The 20,891-nt window shown below is 27.8% G+C and carries 17 protein-coding genes; 9 read left to right on the top strand and 8 right to left on the bottom strand.

What is annotated here, in order from left to right:
- Positions 1–34: 34 nt before the first annotated feature.
- Positions 35–460: a response regulator gene (locus F811_RS0108130; protein WP_020004755.1), complete on the bottom strand. Its 426-nt coding sequence runs from the start codon at positions 458–460 to the stop codon at positions 35–37.
- A gap of 131 nt (positions 461–591) precedes the next feature.
- On the opposite strand from F811_RS0108130, the gene F811_RS0108125 reads away from it, so the two are divergent.
- The 4 genes from F811_RS0108125 (at position 592) to F811_RS0108110 (ending at position 4,228) form a co-directional block, all read left to right on the top strand.
- The gene (locus F811_RS0108125; RefSeq protein WP_020004754.1) at positions 592–2,322 is read left to right on the top strand and encodes a motility associated factor glycosyltransferase family protein; all 1,731 of its coding nucleotides are present in this window, start codon (positions 592–594) and stop codon (positions 2,320–2,322) included.
- A 38-nt stretch (positions 2,323–2,360) separates the two neighbouring features.
- Positions 2,361–3,011, top strand: coding sequence for an RluA family pseudouridine synthase (locus F811_RS0108120; protein WP_020004753.1), 651 nt, complete (start codon positions 2,361–2,363; stop codon positions 3,009–3,011).
- 109 nt (positions 3,012–3,120) lie between these two features.
- On the top strand, positions 3,121–3,618 hold the full coding sequence (tpx, locus tag F811_RS0108115) for a thiol peroxidase (RefSeq protein ID WP_020004752.1): 498 nt from the start codon (positions 3,121–3,123) through the stop codon (positions 3,616–3,618).
- A gap of 127 nt (positions 3,619–3,745) precedes the next feature.
- A complete protein-coding gene (locus tag F811_RS0108110) occupies positions 3,746–4,228 on the top strand; it encodes a glutathione peroxidase (RefSeq protein WP_020004751.1) in 483 nt (160 codons plus the stop codon).
- A gap of 166 nt (positions 4,229–4,394) precedes the next feature.
- Here F811_RS0108110 and F811_RS0108105 read toward each other — a convergent pair whose 3' ends face one another.
- Entirely contained in the window at positions 4,395–5,339 is a 945-nt protein-coding gene (locus tag F811_RS0108105; RefSeq protein ID WP_020004750.1) for an Rpn family recombination-promoting nuclease/putative transposase, read from the bottom strand.
- A gap of 677 nt (positions 5,340–6,016) precedes the next feature.
- Between F811_RS0108105 and F811_RS0108095 the strand changes: the two genes are divergently transcribed.
- Both F811_RS0108095 and F811_RS0108090 read left to right on the top strand, forming a co-directional pair.
- Positions 6,017–6,760, top strand: coding sequence for a copper homeostasis protein CutC (locus F811_RS0108095; RefSeq protein ID WP_020004748.1), 744 nt, complete (start codon positions 6,017–6,019; stop codon positions 6,758–6,760).
- Positions 6,761–6,778: 18 nt separating this feature from the next.
- Positions 6,779–7,864, top strand: a complete 1,086-nt coding sequence (locus F811_RS0108090; RefSeq protein ID WP_020004747.1) for a patatin-like phospholipase family protein — start codon at positions 6,779–6,781, stop codon at positions 7,862–7,864.
- A gap of 54 nt (positions 7,865–7,918) precedes the next feature.
- Here F811_RS0108090 and lepB read toward each other — a convergent pair whose 3' ends face one another.
- From lepB to F811_RS0108075, 3 genes are all read right to left on the bottom strand, one after another.
- The gene (lepB, locus tag F811_RS0108085) at positions 7,919–8,440 is read right to left on the bottom strand and encodes a signal peptidase I (RefSeq protein WP_026364384.1); all 522 of its coding nucleotides are present in this window, start codon (positions 8,438–8,440) and stop codon (positions 7,919–7,921) included.
- 91 nt (positions 8,441–8,531) lie between these two features.
- Complete coding sequence (locus F811_RS0108080) at positions 8,532–9,098, bottom strand: NUDIX domain-containing protein (RefSeq protein WP_020004745.1); 567 nt, start codon at positions 9,096–9,098, stop codon at positions 8,532–8,534.
- Positions 9,082–10,128, bottom strand: coding sequence for a hypothetical protein (locus F811_RS0108075; RefSeq protein ID WP_020004744.1), 1,047 nt, complete (start codon positions 10,126–10,128; stop codon positions 9,082–9,084). Before F811_RS0108075 ends, F811_RS0108080 begins: the two co-directional genes overlap by 17 nt.
- Before the next feature lie 237 nt (positions 10,129–10,365).
- On the opposite strand from F811_RS0108075, the gene dnaG reads away from it, so the two are divergent.
- Positions 10,366–12,171 carry a DNA primase gene (gene dnaG / locus F811_RS0108070; protein WP_020004743.1) on the top strand — a complete coding sequence of 602 codons (1,806 nt, stop codon included), beginning with the start codon at positions 10,366–10,368 and terminating at the stop codon, positions 12,169–12,171.
- Positions 12,168–13,931 carry an RNA polymerase sigma factor RpoD gene (gene rpoD, locus F811_RS0108065; RefSeq protein WP_020004742.1) on the top strand — a complete coding sequence of 588 codons (1,764 nt, stop codon included), beginning with the start codon at positions 12,168–12,170 and terminating at the stop codon, positions 13,929–13,931. Before dnaG ends, rpoD begins: the two co-directional genes overlap by 4 nt.
- 461 nt (positions 13,932–14,392) lie before the next feature.
- Here the strand turns inward: rpoD and F811_RS0108060 are convergent, their stop codons facing one another.
- On the bottom strand, positions 14,393–15,355 hold the full coding sequence (locus F811_RS0108060; protein WP_020004741.1) for a Gfo/Idh/MocA family protein: 963 nt from the start codon (positions 15,353–15,355) through the stop codon (positions 14,393–14,395).
- Between the two features lie 250 nt (positions 15,356–15,605).
- Here F811_RS0108060 and F811_RS0108055 point away from each other — a divergent pair, with 250 nt between their 5' ends.
- The gene (locus tag F811_RS0108055; protein WP_020004740.1) at positions 15,606–17,267 is read left to right on the top strand and encodes a formate--tetrahydrofolate ligase; all 1,662 of its coding nucleotides are present in this window, start codon (positions 15,606–15,608) and stop codon (positions 17,265–17,267) included.
- A 165-nt stretch (positions 17,268–17,432) separates the two neighbouring features.
- Here the strand turns inward: F811_RS0108055 and guaA are convergent, their stop codons facing one another.
- Both guaA and F811_RS0108040 read right to left on the bottom strand, forming a co-directional pair.
- The gene (gene guaA / locus F811_RS0108050) at positions 17,433–18,977 is read right to left on the bottom strand and encodes a glutamine-hydrolyzing GMP synthase (RefSeq protein ID WP_020004739.1); all 1,545 of its coding nucleotides are present in this window, start codon (positions 18,975–18,977) and stop codon (positions 17,433–17,435) included.
- Positions 18,978–19,653: 676 nt separating this feature from the next.
- Complete coding sequence (locus tag F811_RS0108040) at positions 19,654–20,811, bottom strand: phosphopentomutase (RefSeq protein ID WP_020004738.1); 1,158 nt, start codon at positions 20,809–20,811, stop codon at positions 19,654–19,656.
- Positions 20,812–20,891 lie beyond the last annotated feature (80 nt).

The raw sequence follows: 20,891 nt of genomic DNA, 5'->3' as shown, positions 1-20,891 counted from the left end.
GAAAAATTAGTTCAAAATGTATTATAAAATGAATTTATTTTATATAATCTTCTCTTCCTAGTACTTTGGCTAAATGTTCAATAACTGTCTGACGCTGTACAGGCTTTACTACATATCCATCTACTTTAAGCTTTAAAAATTCCATTAATACTCCCTTATTAGCATAAGATGTTACTACAATTATTTTAGAATCTATATTTAAAGCTCTTATTCTTTTAAGTAAATCTATTCCATTCATCTGCGGCATTTCAAAATCTATCATTATTATATCTGGTTTATCTGCGGCATCTCTCAATTTATTTAATGCATCCATTGCCCCGTCTGATTCCATTGCTACTTCAAACTGTTCTGATAATAAAATTTTTTTCTCTGCTATGCGAATCGTACTAGAGTCATCTATAACCATAACTTTGTAGGACTTACCTGTTTTATTATTAACTCCTAATGGCAAACTGCTCATAATCATATACCCCTAAATATTTAATAATTGTAAATTTATAAAAATTATGAATAATGTCAATAATTTTTTGTAAAAAAAGAAAAAAATTATTATGTATTTGATTTTTATATTTTTTTTGTTATCATAGATAAATGAAAATATCTTTAAAACTACATGCTTTAATGAAAGAAATATCAGGCGATCCAGACGCTTCATACAAAATAGAAAAAAATAAAGACGGCATTATAACCGCATCAAAAAATTCAAGATTAGTACACAGTAAATATAATATTAATAATGAATGTAAAAGAGCTTTGGAAAATATAAATAAAAATAAAAACCTTCTTATAATGTACGGCTACGGTTTGGGATATATATTAAAATACTTAATGGAAAATATTGATAACTATTTCAATAAAAATACTATCAAAACTTTAAAAATTATTGCTGTAGTTGAAGATACTGTATTATTTAAATATTCGTACTATAATATATATAGCCCAGACAGTGAAAATATATTTTTTATTCACAAAGATGATTCTATAAATTATATTAATGAACTTATAGACTATAAAAGTATAAACGGTGTTAATCTAGTGATTCTGCCTTCTCTAACAAAAGAAGAAAAAGATAATGCCAATACTCTATATACTCAAATACTTAATATAATGGAAAAAGAAGTATCTAATATATTCACTAATATGTATTTTGAAAATATATGGACAAAAAATATCATATTCAATAGCGAATATATAAAAGATTCCTCAGACATTTCAATTTTTAAAGATTCATTTAAAGGATTAAAAGCATTATTAATATGCCCAGGTCCCACATTAAAACATAGCATACAATATATAAAAGAAAATAGAGAAAATCTATTTATAATATGTGTTGATACAAGTTATAGTGTATTATGTAAACATGGCGTAATACCTGATTTTGTTATTACTGTTGACGGAGGTTTTTTTAATTCTCTTGATTTTGTTTATGAAAACTCACATTTTCCATATTTAGTTATGGATATGTCCTGCAATAAAATTATACCTAAAAATACATGCTGCAAAACTAATCTTATAAGATTTACTTCTATAGAAAATTTAGGACTTATTGAATATATACAAGACTTTACTAAATTATCATCTCTTAAGGCTTCAAATACTGTAGCTACTGCTATGATAGATTTTGCATATTATATAGGTTTAGATGAAGTGCTTTTAATAGGTTTTGACAACAGCTATCCTTTTTATGAAAGACATATTAAACATGCTTTATCTTATGAATATATGGTCAATAAAACAAATAAATTAAAAACTTATGAATCATATTATTTTAATGCTATAAAAAATAATACCAATATAGATAATTATCCTCCTACTGAGTTTGTATTTGAAAGCCAAATAGAATATTTTAATGAGTTTAAAAATAAATATAAAAAAATGAAAATAAAAAGAATAACCAAAGAAGCTGTAAAAATAGAATCTATAGAAGAAGGAAATATAAATAATTTCTCTGAAAATAATTTAAGACAAAAAGCATTAAATATAGCTAATAATATATATAAAAAAGATAGTAATGAAAATATAAAAAAAGCATATGAAAAATTAAAAAATACATTAGAAGAGTTTAGAAATATTCTCACAGATACATACAATAATATAAATTTAGAAAATATAGACAGTATATACGATGAAACTATAAATACAATAAAAGAATACCAAAATAAAGCAAGCATATTAAAAACTATATTATCTACTACTATTATAATGTGTGAAAGAGGCGAAAGAGAAAAAAAAGAAAAATTAATATTTCTTCTTATGGAGAGTTTAAGAAATGTTAATTATTTCTTGACTAGAATATCTTTGATAATAAATAAATTAGGATAAACTAACTACAATAAATAAAAACTATAAGCGAAACAAAAATGAATATTATTTATGAAGATGATTATTTTATTGCTGTAAATAAAGAGGCTGGAATAGAAGTTGACGATAATTTAATAAAAAAAATAAAAGAAGAACATAATCATATTAATAATCTGTATTTAGTTCATAGAATAGATAAATTCACTTCTGGAATAGTAATACTTGCAAGAGATGAAGAGACAAAAAAATACTTTGAAGAATCTTTTAAAAACAAAACTATAAGTAAAGTTTATCATGCTATAGTAGAAGGATATTTAAAAAATAATAGCGGAGTAATAGATATATCCATAGGAATTGACAAAAAAAATCCTAATAAAAGGATACCTCTTTCAGTAAAAGAAGGCGGAGAGAGTGCCATCACTTATTATAAAGTATTAAAAAAACTTAATGAACACACTTTACTTGAGCTTAAACCAGTAACAGGCAGAACCCATCAAATACGTGTACATCTTTCATACATAGGACACCCAATAATAGGCGATAAAATATACTCAAAAAATGCAGGTATTTACAAAATGAAAGGCTTTGCATTGATAGCAAAAGAGATTAATTTTGTTCACCCTATCACAAAAAAAAACATTGAAATAAAAATAAAATACAATAAAGAGTTTTTAATTAGGCTTAAACTCCTAGAAATGCCTAAAAAATAAAATTATTCATTTTTTTTATTGACTTTTTTTTTAATAATTATATAGTTTCTTAAATAATTATATTTGATTTTTATTATCAAAGATAAATTAATAATAGAAGGAGTAAAAAATGACAGTTACATTTCAAGGTGCTACACAAACTTTAGAAGGTGCTCAATTATCAGTTGGAGCAAAAGCATTAGACTTTACAGTAGTAAAAACAGATTTAAGCCCATGGTCTTTAAAAGATGCTGGTGATACAGTAAAAATCATTTCATCTGTACCATCTTTAGATACACCAGTATGCGATATGCAAACTAAAAGATTCAACAAAGAAGCTGCTAATCTTAAAGGAGTAACAGTTGTAACAATTTCTGTTGACTTACCATTTGCTCAAGCTAGATGGTGCGGTGCTGCTAATGTTTCTTCTCATATCGTAGCTTCTGACTACAATCAAAAAGATTTCGGAAGAAAATTCGGTACTTTATTAAAAGAATTACAACTTTTAACTCGTGCTGTATTTGTACTTGACAAAGACAATGTTGTTAAATATGTACAATATGTTCCAGAAATCACTAATGAACCAGATTATGATGCTGCTTTAAATGCTGCTAAAGCTCTTTTATAATTTATAATTAGAGTATTTCAAGGCATATTCTATTTTTATATAGGGTATGCCTTTTTATTTGCATATATAGAAAAACTAATTTATAATTTCATAATATAAATTAATACTTATAAAATACGGAGGAATTATGAGTATATATGATTACACAGTAAAAGATGCTGAAGGAAAGGACGTTAAATTAAAAAAATACGAAGGCAAAGTTTTATTAATAGTAAATACTGCCACAAAATGCGGATTTACAAAACAATACCCTGCATTGCAAGACTTATATAAAAAATATAAAAAAGAAGGTTTTGAAATATTAGATTTTCCTTGCAATCAATTCGGAGGTCAGGCAAAGGAACCTATTGAAGAGATTGCCGAGTTTAGAAAAGAAAAATTTGGTATTACTTTCAAACTATTTGATAAAGTAAAAGTGAATAGTAAAAATGCGGATCCTTTATTTGTTTATTTGAAAGCAGAAAAACCAACAGAAGAAGGCGTTGAAAAAATAAGATGGAACTTCGGTAAATTTTTGATAGACAGACAAGGAAATATAGTAGGACGATATGATCCTAGGGTAAAGCCTGAAGAGCTTGATGAGATAGTAGGCGAACTTCTTAAAAAATAATAAATAAAAATTAAGAGCTTTTATATATTGTTGTATATAAAAGCTCTCTTTATTTTTAATAGTTAAAAGTTTTTGATTTATAAAAAATTATTTATTTAATTATAAAAAACTTGTTTGTTAAAGACACTAACATTCTTACGAATATCAAGCACTCACAAATTTTTTATTATAATTTTTCTATTTCTTCTATACTTAATCCTGTATTTTCACTTATAATTTTTATATCTATGCCTGCATTTTTGAAGCTTTTAGCTATAGATATTTGCTGTTCTTTTTTACCTTGTTCTATGCCTTTCTCTATACCTTGTTCCATGCCTTTCTCTATACCTTCTTTTATACCTTCTTCTTTAGCCTTCTTCATGTCTAATTCTATACTCTTATCAAAAAAATAAGTATCTACTTCGCGTTTTTTATATTTATCCATTACTGGACTATCATTAACAAAAGTTAGGCATTTCTTTTCTACTTCTTCAAATATAGTATTTTCTTTCATTAAAATAGACATATCTTCCCCCTTAAAAAATTTTACCCAAGAAATAAACTCTTTATGAAAGCCTTCTATCTCATTAATATTTTTTGAATTAAATTTTGGAAGCTCTAGGAAATGTAATTGACAATGATCAGTTAGAATCTTATTATTATTTAACTCTTTTAATACATAGCAGCTATGAACATTATCTTCATCAGTTAATATAAAATTTGTAATATTTATACTTACAGTTGGCTTTAATTCATCATAAAAAGAGCCTCTATTTAAACTAGAGCTATAATTATAAGACCAATAATATAAAGCTCTTTTTATAAAATCTTCATTTCCTCTTGACTGTATCTCTATTAAAACAGTTATACCTGTCTCTGTAGTAGCTTTTATATCGACAATACTTTCTTTTTCATCATAGTTTTCTGCTATGTTAAAAGGATTAAGTATATCTATTTTATTGAAAGTTTCAAAGTTTAAATCTTTAAATACTGCATTAATAAAGTTCAAAGCTATATTTTCATTACCCACATGTGAAAACAAATAGCGTATAAAATAATCATTAATTCTATTTAAATTATTAATTGTAACAGGTTCATTTAATATATGTCTTAGTCTATCTAAATCTTTCATAATATTATTATACAAAAAATAACTATAAAAGTAAAGTTTAAGACTATCATATATTTTATTATAAAATAAGTTAGTAGTTAAACATATTATTTCTAGTAATATTATCAGGATTTGTAATATGTATGTTTATTGTAATAGGGTATTTGTCAATACTTCCTTCAAGAGTAAAAAATAAATGCTTTGTTATATCGGTAGTATCAGCAAAAGCAGATATATAAATTATATTGAGCAGTAACATTATAAATAATTTTTTTCATAAACCTAGTCCTTATTATAAAATAGATGCGGCAGGTATTATATAATATATTTTGACAATTGGCAAATTTCTAGTATATACTGAAACGATTTCATTTTGCCGACTATTACACATTATATAATTATTATCAACTTTTTTGCCGCACAAAAAAGTTGCAAAAAATGCAATTGTTAGAACTTTATATTAAAAATATATGTATTAAATGTATGGTATAACCTAAATTTAGACTAAAAATGCAGTTTTTTTGGTTCTTTTATACCAATAAAAGAACTGGGGTTGCCGAAGGCACGCAGAGCGGGGGCAAAGCCCCAGATATTAAAAACAAAATATAACTTTATTTTTTGACAAAGTATAGTTGTTTAGGTATAATTTATATTTTAATTAGTTTTGTAATTTAAATAGTTATAAAAGAGTTATAGATATGAATAAAAATATAAAAATTGAAATATGCGTTGATTCTGTAGAGTCATGTATAAATGCTGAAAAAGGCGGAGCTGACAGACTTGAGCTTTGCGGAAATATGTTTGAAGGTGGCACAACTCCTAGTTATGGAGTTTTGGAATTGGCAAGAGAAAAAGTTAATATACCAATATATGCAATGGTGCGTCCTAGGGGCGGAGATTTCTGCTATGATGACACAGAGTTTGAAATAATGAAAAGAGAAATAAAACTCATGAAAGAATTAAAAATAGACGGCATAGTATTCGGCATACTTACAAAAGAGGGCAGAGTTGATAAAGAAAGATGTTCTACATTATTAGAGTTATGGGGAAGCAGTAAATCTACTTTTCATAGGGCAATAGATGTAAGCTGTGATTTGAATAAAGCATGTGAAGACATAATATCATTAGGTTTTGAGAGAATACTCACTTCTGGAGGCGAGGCTAATGTTATGAACGGCATAATAAAATTAAAAGAATTAGTTTCAAAATATAATGATAAAATAACAATAATGCCCGGAAGCGGAATAAATGAAAGAAATATTGAATATATAAAAGACACTCTAAAAGCTAATGAATATCATATGACTGCAAATAAAACGGTTAATAGTTTAATGGAATACAGAAATGAAAATGTATTTATGGGGGCTGCCTTAAGAGCTTCAGAGTTTAGTGTAAAATATACTGATGAAGAAAAGGTAAAAAATATAAAATCGAAAATATAATAATTTAGGAGTAATTTCATGCTTTTAAACGATAAAAAAATAGGTATAGCTTTATCAGGAGGCGGAATAAGAGCTGCTATATTTCATTTCGGTGTATTAAAATGGCTTGCAGAAGAAAATGCTTTAGAAAATATAGAGCATATATCAACTGTATCAGGTGCTAGTATATGCATAGCTTTACTCTATTCTTTTAATAATAACAAATTCCCAAGCAGTAAAGAATATAATAAAGTATTGGAAAAAATAAAAGAAACCATAATAAAAAATGATATACAAAAAAAACTTATATATACCACCCTATCAAAACAGATACACAATTTTTTTAATAAACCTAAAATTTTATCAGATATAATGAAAAAATATTGGAAAATAACAGGAAAATTTTCAGATTTGGAAAAAATACCAAGATGGTCAGTAAATGCCACTACAATAGAAACTGGAAAAAGATTTGCTTTTTCTCAAAAACATATAGGCGACTATAAACTAGGATATATAAAAGACTTAAACTATGATATATCTATGGCTGTAGCTATATCTGCCGCTTTTCCTTTTCTTATAGGAAATCAGTATTTTAAAATAGAGTGTAAAGAATGGGTAGATCATGAGGATAATCCTATAAAAAATATTCCAAAATCTATACATTTATGGGACGGAGGAGTATATGATAATTTAGGGCTTGAAGCTATATATAAAATGGATAAAGGCGGATACTGCAAAGATGATTTAAATTTTTTAATTGTGGCAAATGCTGCACTTCCTTTTAATTTTAACTATAAAATGAAAAGATTTGATATAAAAAGAATTTTAGATATATCAATGAGTCAGGTTAATATTTTAAGAATAAGAAGTTATATAGATTTTATTAATAGAAATAAAAACGGATTATATATAAATATAGGAAATCATGCCTCAGTAATATTAAAAAAATCAAAAATTGATAAATTAGAAAAAGAGAAAATGATAAAATCATGTGATACAAAAGAAAATTGCATGAAAGTAAAAAATTATAAGACTACATTATTCAGCCCAACAAGAAAATATTTTGATATAATATTAAGACATGGCTATGAAACGGCTAAGTGCTGTTACTGCGGGTATTTTTAAAAATACATATTGAAGATTATCAATATTGTATTTACAAAATATTTTTGAATAAATCTAATTATATTTATGAAATATATTACTGAATAATTGAAATCTGCTTTTAGGGCTGAATATTAATATAACCTGACCTTTTATATCTTTTTCATCTATAAGCCCGAAATATCTGCTGTCTTCGCTTAAACTTATATTATCCCCCAAAACAAAATACTGATTACTTCCTACAATATAAACAGCATTATCTTCATCTGAAAATATATAATATTCATGCTCTATTAAATTATCGTTCAAATAAAGCCCGCCGTCTCTAATTTCTACTTTATCGCCTTCTTTTCCTATAACCCTTTTTACTAAATTGCTGTTATCATATTCAAATACAATTACATCAAAATTTTTCACTTTATTAAATATAAAATTCTTTTTTAAAAGCAGTATCTGATCCCCTTCAAAAAAAGTAGGCTCCATAGATTTATTTGTAACTATATAAGTATCAAAAAAGAATATTCTAATAAATGCTGCCAAAAAAACAGCTGTAAATGAAGCGAGTATTAATTCTAAAATCTGTTTCTTATTTATCATATTTTTATAATATTTATCAATTTTTATAATCAAAAAACTTTATATACAAAGATAATTTTAATATTTTATAATAAAAACTATTTTTTAATATTTAATAATTTTTTATATAATAGCGTAATGCCTCTTTAGCTGATTCAAATGCTATATTTTTCATATCTATATCCCCTCTCTTAATAAATATAACATTAACAGCATCATCATCTGCTTTAACATCAGGTACATAATCTAATTTTGAATAAAAAAATAAATCAGATGTAACATACATAATACCTTCGTATATATACTCATTTGAGCCGCTTATAAGAAAATGTATATTATCGATCTTTATATTCGTTTCTTCCAAAACCTCTCGTACAGCAGTATCTTCCACTCTTTCATAAGGCTCACAGAATCCGCCCGGCATATCTATATATCCCTTTTTAGGTTCAATACCTCTTTCAACAAACACTATTCCTATAGGAGTTTCTATTATAACCCCTACAGCAGATGCAGGATTAACAAAGTAAGTTCTTTTACATTTTGAGCATTTAAAAATCTTTATATCATTAAAAATAAAAGAATCTTTTTCTCCGCAGTAAGGACAATATTTAAATTGATATTTAATATGTTCTTTTAATTTTAACGCTTTTTGAAAATCATTATCAATATGTTCTTGCATAATTCTTATTAATATAATATGACGCTATATTTTTTACCTTACATATAAATACATCAGACTGAGCCCATATTCCAAACGGAGCTTTCTCAAAAGATATATTATGTATATTTGTAACATTTACACTTTCATAATTATAATTATTAGGATCAACATTATAAAAATCATAAATATAATAATAATCCACATTCATATCTTTCATCTTTTCATCTATTAAAGTTTCCATCTCTTCTATAGTATCTGCAACTATATAATAAGTAGATATAAAAGTTCTTTTCTGACATTTACCAAGTCCCTTAACAGTAACATTCCACCATTTAGGAGCTTTAATCATTTTATCATTCTCATTTAAGTTAATAGTTGTAAAACCATATATTGACTTAAGATTATTTATAATATCATAGTAATCAAATATATATTCATCAGTCTCAGAACAGCCGTAATCTGCTGCTATAGAAGATAATGAATAATTAAGATGCTCATAATCGCTCATAAATGAAACATCATCATTAAGAAGTTTATAAGAATCAAGTATGCGGTTAATTTTTCTCATATTTTTATATGTAGTGTTAATCTCTATTTCTTTATCCAAATTTATAAAAATTTCAAATTCGGTAAGCTCATCTATAACACCAAACCCTACAAAACCGCATTCAACCCAAAGTTCATTATATTTTTTAAATACCTTTCTTATCTCATTTAATGAAACATCAGGATCACTCATAAGAACATCAAAACTTCTGTTTATATCCTCGCTTATACGTTCTATAACAATGGTTCCGTATGATGGAAAAAGTTTCAGAAGCTTTAAATAAAGAGAATATATTTTCTCTGCCGATACTGATATTCTATATGTATAGATATCTCCATTATTAGTATTTTTTAATTCTATCTTTGTCCCTTCCATGGGGTAAGCATATTCACTTGGAACTATGCCAAGAGGTATATGAAATTTATCTATAATAATCCTCTTTGATTTTATATTGTTTAAGATCCTTCTTCTTCTCTCGCTCTTTTCAAAATAATTAATCACAATATTTCCCCAAAAAAGATGTTCTCATTATAATAATAAAAAAAATAATTTTGTCAAGCAATAAATATGTAAAATAAATTGAATTGTAATTACATTTTTTTTATTTTTTTAAACCATAATTGCTTGACTTTTTTTAAAATATTTTTATATTTGTCTATATTTATTTATGGGTATAACATGTATTTTTTGATATCTATATCCGATTAATATATAGATAATATTTTGAGTTTATGTGCTGTGGATAATTTATTTATAGGAAAATTAAATAATCTATTGTCTAGGGTATCTCTTATTGATATTTTGAGAGATAAATATAAAGTAGTTTCAAGAGGCGGAAACAAATATACAGTTCAATGTCCATTTCATAAAGACGGACAGGAAACTAATCCTTCCATGTCTGTTGATGATGATAAAGGTGTATATAAATGCTTCACCTGCGGAGCTAAGGGTAATGTTATAACATACCTAAAAGAAAAAGAAAATATGTCTTTTAAAGAGGCTATAGAATATCTTGGAAAGAGATTCTCTGTAGATGTTACCGATTTCTTCTCTGCTAAATCCTCAAAAAAGGACAAAATATACTTAGAAAGCAGAAGAATTAATAGAATAGCCTGCAATTTCTTTGGTAAAACTCTGCTTTTAAAAGACAAAAACGGCGGTTATTTCTATAAAGAAGCTGAAAAATATCTTAAAAAAAGAAAAATACCATTCAGCATTATAAAAGAGTTTAAAATAGGATATGCCCCTCCAAGCTGGAATGCCCTTATTGATGCATTAGCTGAAAATAAAATTACTATTAACAATATGCATATATTAGGTCTTGCCAGTGTAAGCAAAAATAATCCTAATCACTATTATGATACATTTGTTAATAGAATAATGTTTCCTATTATAAATGAAAGAGAAGAAGTAATAGGTTTTGGAGGAAGAAGCATAGACGGAAAAGAACCAAAATACCTAAACTCAAAGGAAAGTTTAATATTCAAGAAGAAATCCTCTCTGTACGGTATAAATATAGCAAAATCCTATATAATGAAACAGGACGAAATTATACTTGTAGAAGGGTATATGGATACTATAGCCTGCCACAAAATGGGTATAAAAAATGTGGTTGGAACACTTGGAACGGCTATAACAGAAGAGCATGCCAAAGAAATAAAAAGATATACTAGTAATGTAGTACTAGCTTTAGACAGTGATGAAGCTGGTATAAAGGCGGCCAAAGCCGCTATACTTACACTATTGAAGTTTGATCTAAAATTGACTATACTTTCTATAAAAGAAACCAAAGATTTAGATGAATTTTTTACAGTTTATGACAAAAAGCGGTTTGATATACTATATAATAATAGATTGCACTGGTATGATTATATTATAGAAACAGAAGTAAAAAAGGAAATTTCTTCTCTTTCTATAGAAGAAAAGCTAATGATTATTAACGGCTTTTATAGGTATTTGGACGTTGTAAAAAGCGAAACAGAGAAGCAGATGATAATTTCACATGTTGCTTCTAAACTTTCTATAGATAGGGAGGCTTTTAACAAGGATTATTTACGTACGCAGAAAACAAATCAGAATGTTTCCTATAATAATAGCAGAAAAATAACAAAAAATAATACAGACAATAAATTTTACTATGAAAATAGTTTAATATACTTACTTGCTTTGAATCCTTCTTTAATTAAAGAGGCTGAAAGAGAAATTAGTGTAGATCTTATTAAGAAAGATATAACAAGGGAATTTTATATAAGGCTCTTAACTCTTAATAAAGAAGCAAGCGTAGAAGATGCTCTTAATATACTTGGAAATGAGCATATAGCCAATCAGATTTTAAGCAAGAAGAAATTATACAGCGAAAACATATATGAAAAATTGGAGGAGCTTATTATTAAAATTAAAAGCGGCGACATAGACTCTAAAAGAATGGAAATAATAAATAATCATTCATTAAATGATGGATTTGAGGCTATTTGTGAAAAAGCACGCGAAATACATTTACTTAATAAGCAAAAAGAAAAATTACATCAAGGAAGTGATTTATGATGACAGAAGAAGATTGCGATCTTTTGATTAAAAATAATGAAAAGATTAGAAAATTACTTGAAAAAGGTAATGCCAACAAATATCTTACTTTCAAAGAGATTAATGGTGCCATAGACAATATGGATACTGATGTAATGGATATACTTTTTCAATTATTAAATGCAAGAAAGATTGTAATTGTTGAAGACAAAAGGGAATTTGAAAGCCTTTCCAAAAATCAGAATAAAATTGACGATGCTGCTAAATTTATACATGTAGAAGATAAAGTGGGTAATAATGATGATCCTATCAGACTTTATCTTAAAGAAATAGGAAAGGTGAGCCTTCTTACTCATGATGATGAAGTAGATTACTCCAAAAAAATAGAATCAGGAGAATCTGAGATTGAAAATATTATACTTAATACTCATCTTGTTGTAGGAGAAGTTCTAACAACTATTAAAAATGTGCAGACTGGAAAGGTTTCTATACATGAAATATTAGAGCCGCCTAGAATTTACAATGTTTCTACTCAGGAAAAAAGAAAATTAGAAAGAAAATACAAAAACTTTGAAAAAGAGTATACGGCATTAGCTGAAAAGTATCTTGCTTTGGATAAGAGAATTAAAAAGATTACAACTCAGAAAACTATTAAAGCTCTTACCAAAGAACAGGAAGAGGTTAAAGAAAATATTGTTAAACTTCTAACAAAAGTAAGATTAAACAGAATGGAAATAGACAGAATAGCTGAAAAGCTAAAGTTCTATCTTCATAGAATAAATCAAATAGAAGAATATTTTGAAAAACTTAAAAAAAGATACTATAAAGAAATATCCGACTTTGAAAACTACTATAAAGAAATAGAATCTGGCAATAAGGATATATATATAAGACTTGTAGATGAGTTTAATATTACTCCGGAAGCTATAGAAGCTGTTATAACTAGTTTTCATAAGGCTCAGGTGCGTATGGCTGATATTTATGATGAAGTACGTATTGATAAAGAAACTTTGGTAGAATGGGTACGTAAAATAGATTCTGCCAGAAGAAAAATAGCTCAGGCTAAAGATCATATAGTTAAAGCAAATTTAAGACTTGTTATTGCTATAGCAAAAAAATACGTTAATAGAGGTCTTCATTTCTTTGATTTGGTTCAGGAAGGAAATATCGGTCTTATAAAGGCCGTAGATAAATTTGAATACAAAAAAGGATATAAATTTTCTACATATGCCACTTGGTGGATACGTCAGGCTATTACGCGTTCTATAAGCGATCAGGCTAGAACTATAAGAGTACCTGTTCATATGATAGAGCAGATCAATAAAGTTCAAAGAGTATTAAGACAGTATATGCAGCAGCATGGAAGAGAGCCTTCTATTCAGGAGATAGCAAAAGCATTAGGCTGGCCTGAAAGCAGAGTAAAAAGCGTAAGAAATGTAGCTAAAGACCCTGTATCTTTAAATGCTCCTATAGGTGATGAAGAGGACACTATATTAGGAGAGCTTATAGAAGACAAAGAATTTGAAAGTCCTCAAAATATTACTACTTTCAAAATCTTAAGAAAGCAAATTGACTCTATACTTGATAGTTTGCCAGATAGAGAACAAAAAGTTATAAGAATGCGTTTCGGACTTGTTGACGGATATTCTCATACTCTTGAAGAAGTTGGATATGTATTCAAGGTTACAAGAGAGCGTATACGTCAGATAGAGGCTAAGGCTATAAGACGTTTAAGAGCTCAGTCAAAGAAAAAAGAGTTAAAAGATTTTCTTGACTCTTAATATCTAAATTATATAAATTAAGAATTTAATTTTAAAGGGGGCATTTTTTATGTCTCCTTTTTAATATATACTGGAACAATTTTATTTTGTCAATTGATGGACATTATACATAATTATCGACTTTTTTGCAGCACAAAAAAGTTTAAAAAAATTCAATTGCTAGAACTTTATATTTTACATATATGTATTAAATGTATAGTAATCCTGAAATTTAGGCTAAAAATGCAGTCTTTTTGGTTCTTTGTGCCAACAAAAGAACTGGGGTGTGGGGCAAAGCCCTGCGATATTTTAAATTAAAAAATTTATTTTTTGACAAACTTAAAAATTTGCAGTATATACTGAATAACTTATTTAGTTTGAGAAATATAAATAAGTTACTGACAAAATTAAAGTTTATCAAAATACGATATATTATAAAAAAGCGGGAACATAAAAGCCCCCGCTATCATATACAAAAGTTGTTACCAAGTCTTTTTTATCTCTTTTAAAATAGATTCTGTTAATTTTATAGTATTAACATCATCTTCTATAGAAACAAATCTTTTATCCTTACCTAATATACAATTTGCAAAATGCTCATCTTCTAATTTTAAAGGATTATCTCTGTGAATAAATACTCTTTCTATAATAGATTCCTGTTTATAATTTATACCTATAGAAGTTTTTATATTGCTCTGACTTGCTGCCTGTCTATGTATTGTTATATCCTGAGTGGCATAATCTAATAAAAAGTATGCTTCTTCTGTACTTATAGCCAATGTTCTGATTTTTTCCTGAGTAACTCTGCTTGCACTTACTGTAGCTATAGTCTCATCTTCAAACTCTAATAATGCACTGGCTATATCTTCATTTTTTGTTCTTATTCTCTTTCCGCTTGCAGAAAATTTTATGACTGGCTTTTTTACTAATGAAGTTACAATATCCAAATCATGTATCATAATATCAAATACAACGCCTACATCTGTAATACGCGGAGTAAAAGGAGCCAATCTTCTAGCCTCTATTAAATAAGGCTTTTCTATTATATGATGAAGTTCCTGAACAGCACCGTTAAATCTCTCCACATGTCCTACCTGAAGTATAACATTTTTTTGTTTTACAATCTCTTCCAATTCTAAAGCCTGAGCATAAGTTTCTGTCATAGGTTTTTCTACCAAAACATGTTTTCCTTTTTCTACGGCTTTTTTAGCTATTTCAAAATGAAAAGTTGTAGGGCTTGCTATTATTACAGCATCTGCATTATCTATAGCTTCATCGATACTATTAAATTTTTTTATATTATACTTTTGAGATATTTCATTAAGATGATTTTCATCGGCATCATATATTCCAGATAAATTTATATGATTTATTTGGCTTATAACATTTAAATGAAATTGCCCCATTCTTCCTACACCTATAAGACTAATATTAACTTTATCCATTAAACGAATCCTTTATTAAAAATTAAGAAGTAATTTTCTATAATAATTTATATAATAAAAAATAAATATATTTAAACCTCTTTTAGAAAATTATAATAATAATTATACAAAATTCAATAGTATTTTTTAAAGTAATTTGAGTAATTAATGAAAAAAACACTATCAAATAATTAAAAAATGCTATATATTTACTATATTAGAATTACTAATAAAAATTATAAAATATTACAAATAATTTATTGGAGACATTATGAAAACAGATATAGAAATAGCACAAGAATGTAAATTAAAAAGAATAGATGAAATAGCTAAAATGCTTAATCTTACAGATGATGATTATGAAGCGTACGGTAAGTATAAGGCTAAAATAGAATTATCATTATTAAATAAATTAAAAGACAAAAAAAACGGAAAATTGGTTTTGGTAACAGCTATCACTCCAACCCCTGCTGGAGAAGGAAAATCCACTGTTACAATAGGATTAACACAAGGCTTAAATAAAATAGGTAAAAATGCAGTAGCTGCTTTAAGAGAACCATCTTTAGGTCCTGTATTTGGAATAAAAGGCGGAGCATGCGGAGGCGGATATGCTCAAATAGTACCTATGGAAGATATTAATTTGCACTTCAACGGAGATTTTCATGCTATAGGTTCTGCTCATAATCTAATATCTGCATGTATTGATAATCATATAAAACAAGGAAATGAATTAAAAATAGATACTAATAAAATAGTATTTAAAAGAGTTGTTGATATGAATGACAGAGCATTACGCGATATAGTTATAGGTCTTGGAGGAAGTGAGAACGGAGTTACTAGACAGTCATCATTTCAAATAACTGTTGCTTCTGAGATTATGGCTATACTTTGTCTTTCAAACTCTTTAATGGATTTGAAAGAGAGAATAGGAAATATTGTATTTGCTTATGATGTTAATGATAATCCTTTAAAAGTAAAAGATTTGAAAGTTGAAGGTGCCGCCTGTGCTTTACTTAAAGATGCTATAAAACCTAATTTGGTACAGACACTAGAAAACACTCCTGCTATAGTTCATGGAGGACCTTTTGCTAATATTGCTCATGGCTGTAATTCTATACTTGCCACAAAATTAGCTTTAAAACTTTCTGATTATACTATCACAGAGGCTGGATTTGCTGCTGATTTGGGGGCTGAAAAGTTTCTTGATATTAAATGCCGTGCTGCTGATTTGAAGCCAAACTGCATAGTTTTGGTTGCTACTATAAGGGCATTAAAACATCATGGAGGAGCTTTGGAGCTTAATAAAGAAGATTTGAATGCTTTAAATAAAGGTTTTGAAAATTTGGATAAACATATAGAAAATATGAGAAAATATAATGTTCCAGTTGTAGTTGCTATTAACAAATTCTCTTCCGATACTCAAAAAGAAATAGAATGCATAACAAAACACTGCCAAGACATTGGTGCTGAAATATCACTCTGCGAAGTATGGGAAAAAGGAGGAGAAGGCGGAAAAGATTTAGCGCAAAAAGTTGTAAAAGCCGCTTCTGAAGAATCTAATTATAAACCTTTATATGATTTAGAAAAAGGCATAAAAGAAAAAATAGAACTTATATGCAAAGAAATATATGGTGCTGGTGATGTTAAATTCTCAGCAAAAGCAAATAAAATGATAAAAAAAATAGAGAGTATAGGATTTGGAAATCTGCCTATATGTATGTCAAAAACTCAAAAATCAATATCCGATAATCCAGCACTTCTTAATGCTCCTAAAGGATATACTCTAAATATTGATGAAGTAAAACTTGCTTCAGGTGCAGGATTTATTATTGCTATGGCTGGAGGTATCATAGATATGCCGGGACTTCCTAAAATACCAGCTGCATGCAATATAGATATAGATGAAAACGGAAAAATAAGCGGATTATTCTAATAATAAATACTGAATTACGAAAAATAGCTGTTTTCAATATATAAAAATTATAATATAAAAATTGAATACAGCTATTTTTATTTTAACATTAATTTTATAAATCTATATAAAAAACGGAGCTATTGAAAAATAACAGCTCCTATACATTCATATTAATCTTATTTCTTATTCCCATTCTATTGTAGCAGGCGGTTTTGAAGATATATCGTAAACAACACGGTTAATACCTTTTACTTCATTTATTATTCTGTTTGATATTATACCTAATACATTATAATCGATTTTAGCCCAATCTGCAGTCATAGCATCAACACTTTCTACTGCCCTTACAGCACAAACCTGTTCATAAGTTCTGCCGTCTCCCATAACGCCAACACTTTTTACTGGAAGAAGTACAGCAAATGACTGCCATAATTTTCTGTAAAGCCCTGCCTTTTTTATTTCAGCTACAACTATATCATCAGCTTCCTGAAGTATTTTTACTCTTTCTTCTGTAATGTCTCCAAGTATTCTAACGGCAAGACCAGGTCCGGGGAAAGGCTGTCTATATACAATATCTTCTGGTAATTTTAATTCAAGCCCAATTTCTCTAACTTCATCTTTGAATAATTCTCTGAAAGGCTCTAAAAGTTCGAATTTCATATCTTTTGGAAGTCCGCCTACATTATGATGGCTTTTTATAACTGCAGAACTTCCTCTTAATGATACACTCTCTATAACATCAGGATAAAGTGTACCCTGTGCTAAAAATCCTACATTCTCTATCTTTTTAGCTTCATCATTAAATACACTTACAAATTCATGACCTATTATTTTTCTTTTTTGTTCTGGATCTGTAATACCTGCTAACTTATCCAAAAATCTCTTTGAAGCATCAACATATATCAAATCAATATTAAAATTATCTCTGAATACTTCTACTACTTTTTTGGCTTCATCTTTTCTTAAAAGACCGTTATTAACGAATATACATTTTAGCTGTTTTCCTATAGCTTTTTCTATTAATACAGCAGCCACTGAAGAATCAACTCCTCCAGAAAGCCCAAGTATTACATTTTTATCCCCTACTCTCTCTTTTATTCTCTTTATCTCATACTCTATAAAAGAGCCCATATTCCAATTTTTCTCGCATTTACAAATATTAAATAAAAAGTTTTCTATAATTTTTATACCGTTTTCAGTGTGAACTACTTCAGGGTGAAACTGTATAGCATAAATATTTTTTTGTTTATTTTCTATAGCAGCAAGTTCTGTATTCGGTGTTTTTGCTATAAGTTCAAAACCTTCTGGTATAGATTTGATACTATCTCCATGGCTCATCCATACTATATTTTTTTTATCAAATGATTTGAATATGCTTTCATGATTAGTTATTTCAATTTCTGCTTTTCCATATTCTCTTTTTGAAGCACTTTCAACTTTTCCGCCCATAGAATAAACTATTATCTGCATACCGTAGCATATACCTAATATCGGAATGCCTAATTCAAATAATGCTTTATCAACTTTTGGAGCATCTTCTTCATATACGCTTGAAGGACCTCCTGAAAGTATTATTGCTTTAGGACTAAATTCTTTTATAAAATCTATTGAAACATGAAAAGGGTGTATCTCTGAATAAACATTCAATTCCCTTATTCTTCTTGTAATAAGCTGAGTAAATTGTGAGCCGAAATCTAATATTAAAACCTTATCTATATTGTTTTGCATATATTCCTCTTTAATTATGAAATGCGATTAATTGAATAATATTATATCAAAATAATAAAATTTCAATTAATAGTTATCATAATATAAAATATACATTAAAATTTTTAGCTACGCACGATAAGATGATTTTTTGTATAATAAAAATTGTTTTCCTTAATAAGGCTTATTTTGTATATACTAAAAATTTTTAAGTTTGTCAATTTTTAATTGTTCTTTTTCCCGCCGCAAAAAGAACCAAAAAGTGCAAGCGTTGAAATTATTATTAAATAGTACTAATTATGTTTTATATGTAGGATAAATTGCTAAATTCAGCATAAAATGTAGCCTTTCACGACTGCGGGCTGTGCCTACTTCTTTGTGGCACACTGAAGGCGGACAGCGTCACAAAAGAAGTGGGGTTGCCGAAGGCACGCAGAGCGGGCACGACTGTGAATCCCCGCAAATATTTTAAATTTAAAAAATTAATTTTTGACAAATTATAATTGTTTAGGTATAAAAGGTCAATCGTGCGTTAATTAGCACATTAAATTTAAATAATACTATTGTGTCGGGTATAATTATTAAAGCGATAAAAATAAATAAAATTAAGCATTAAATATAAATGACTGGAAGTAAAGAAAAAATATATTTAATAACTGGAGATAGTTTACCCCAGTTATTAAATGATATTAAAAAATTATAGGAAACAGCCCTCTAATTTTGTATCGCCTAGAAGATGTTTTTCTATTGAAGCAGCTATTGATACAAATGATTCCTTTACTCCTATATTAATATTCTTTTTTAAATTTTTTCCATATGCCAATATAGGAATATACTCTCTTGTATGATCGCTTCCTTTGTATGTAGGATCGCATCCATGATCTGCTGTTATAATGAATAAATCATCATCATTCAAATTATTAGTCATCTCTGGTATATATTTATCAAACTCTTCCAAAGCATTTTTATATCCTTTAGGATCTCTTCTATGACCATAAAGCATATCAAAATCAACCAAATTTGTAAATATTAATCCTTCATCAATTTCCTTAATAGCTTTTATAGTTTTTTCTATACCATCAAGATTGTTTTTATTTGTAAGTCTGTTTTCTGTAATGCCTACCCCTGCAAATATATCGCTTGTTTTTCCTATTCCCACAACTGGCAAATTATGATTTTTTAATCTGTCAAGCATAGTTTCTCCGCTTGGAGGCACAGAATAATCATGTCTTCTTTCTGTTCTTTTATAATTGCCTTTAGTTCCTATATAAGGACGGGCTATAACTCTAGCTACAGGTGAATATTCATTACATATTTCAAGAGCTTTTTTGCATATGCTGTAAAGTTCATCTATAGGTATTATATCTTCATGAGCTGCAATTTGAAGTACAGAATCGGCAGAAGTATATACTATCAAAGCACCGTCTTTTAACTGTTCATCTGCATAATCATCTATTACTTCAGTACCAGAATAAGGTTTATTACATACTATTCTTCTTTTAGAAAACTCTTCTATTTTTTTTAAAGTAATTTCTGGAAAACCATTAGGATATGTATTAAAAGGTTTTTCTGAAACAAGCCCCGCTATTTCCCAATGTCCAGTAGTTGTATCTTTTGCCTTAGAAGTTTCCATAGCTTTTCCGTAATATCCTAAAGCGTTATTATTTTTGGCAACTCCCTTTATATCTATAATATTTCCAATCCCCATTTTCTCCATATTCGGAAGGCTTATTCCCCCTTCAGCTTCAGCTAAATGAGCAAGAGTATTAACTCCCTCATCACCAAATAGAGCTGCATCAGGTAATGCCCCCACTCCGCAGCTATCTACCACTATTAAAACAGCTTTCTTTTTCATATACAAAATCCTATATTTATTAAATTTATATCGTCTTTAAATATAACCATTTTCAAAGAATAAAATAAAAAGGACAGCTC

It is taken from the genome of Brachyspira innocens ATCC 29796 (genome assembly GCF_000384655.1).
Lineage (GTDB): Bacteria > Spirochaetota > Brachyspiria > Brachyspirales > Brachyspiraceae > Brachyspira > Brachyspira innocens.
The sequence above is the reverse complement of the archived record's forward strand: the minus strand, read 5'-3'. Positions and strand labels throughout refer to the sequence as shown.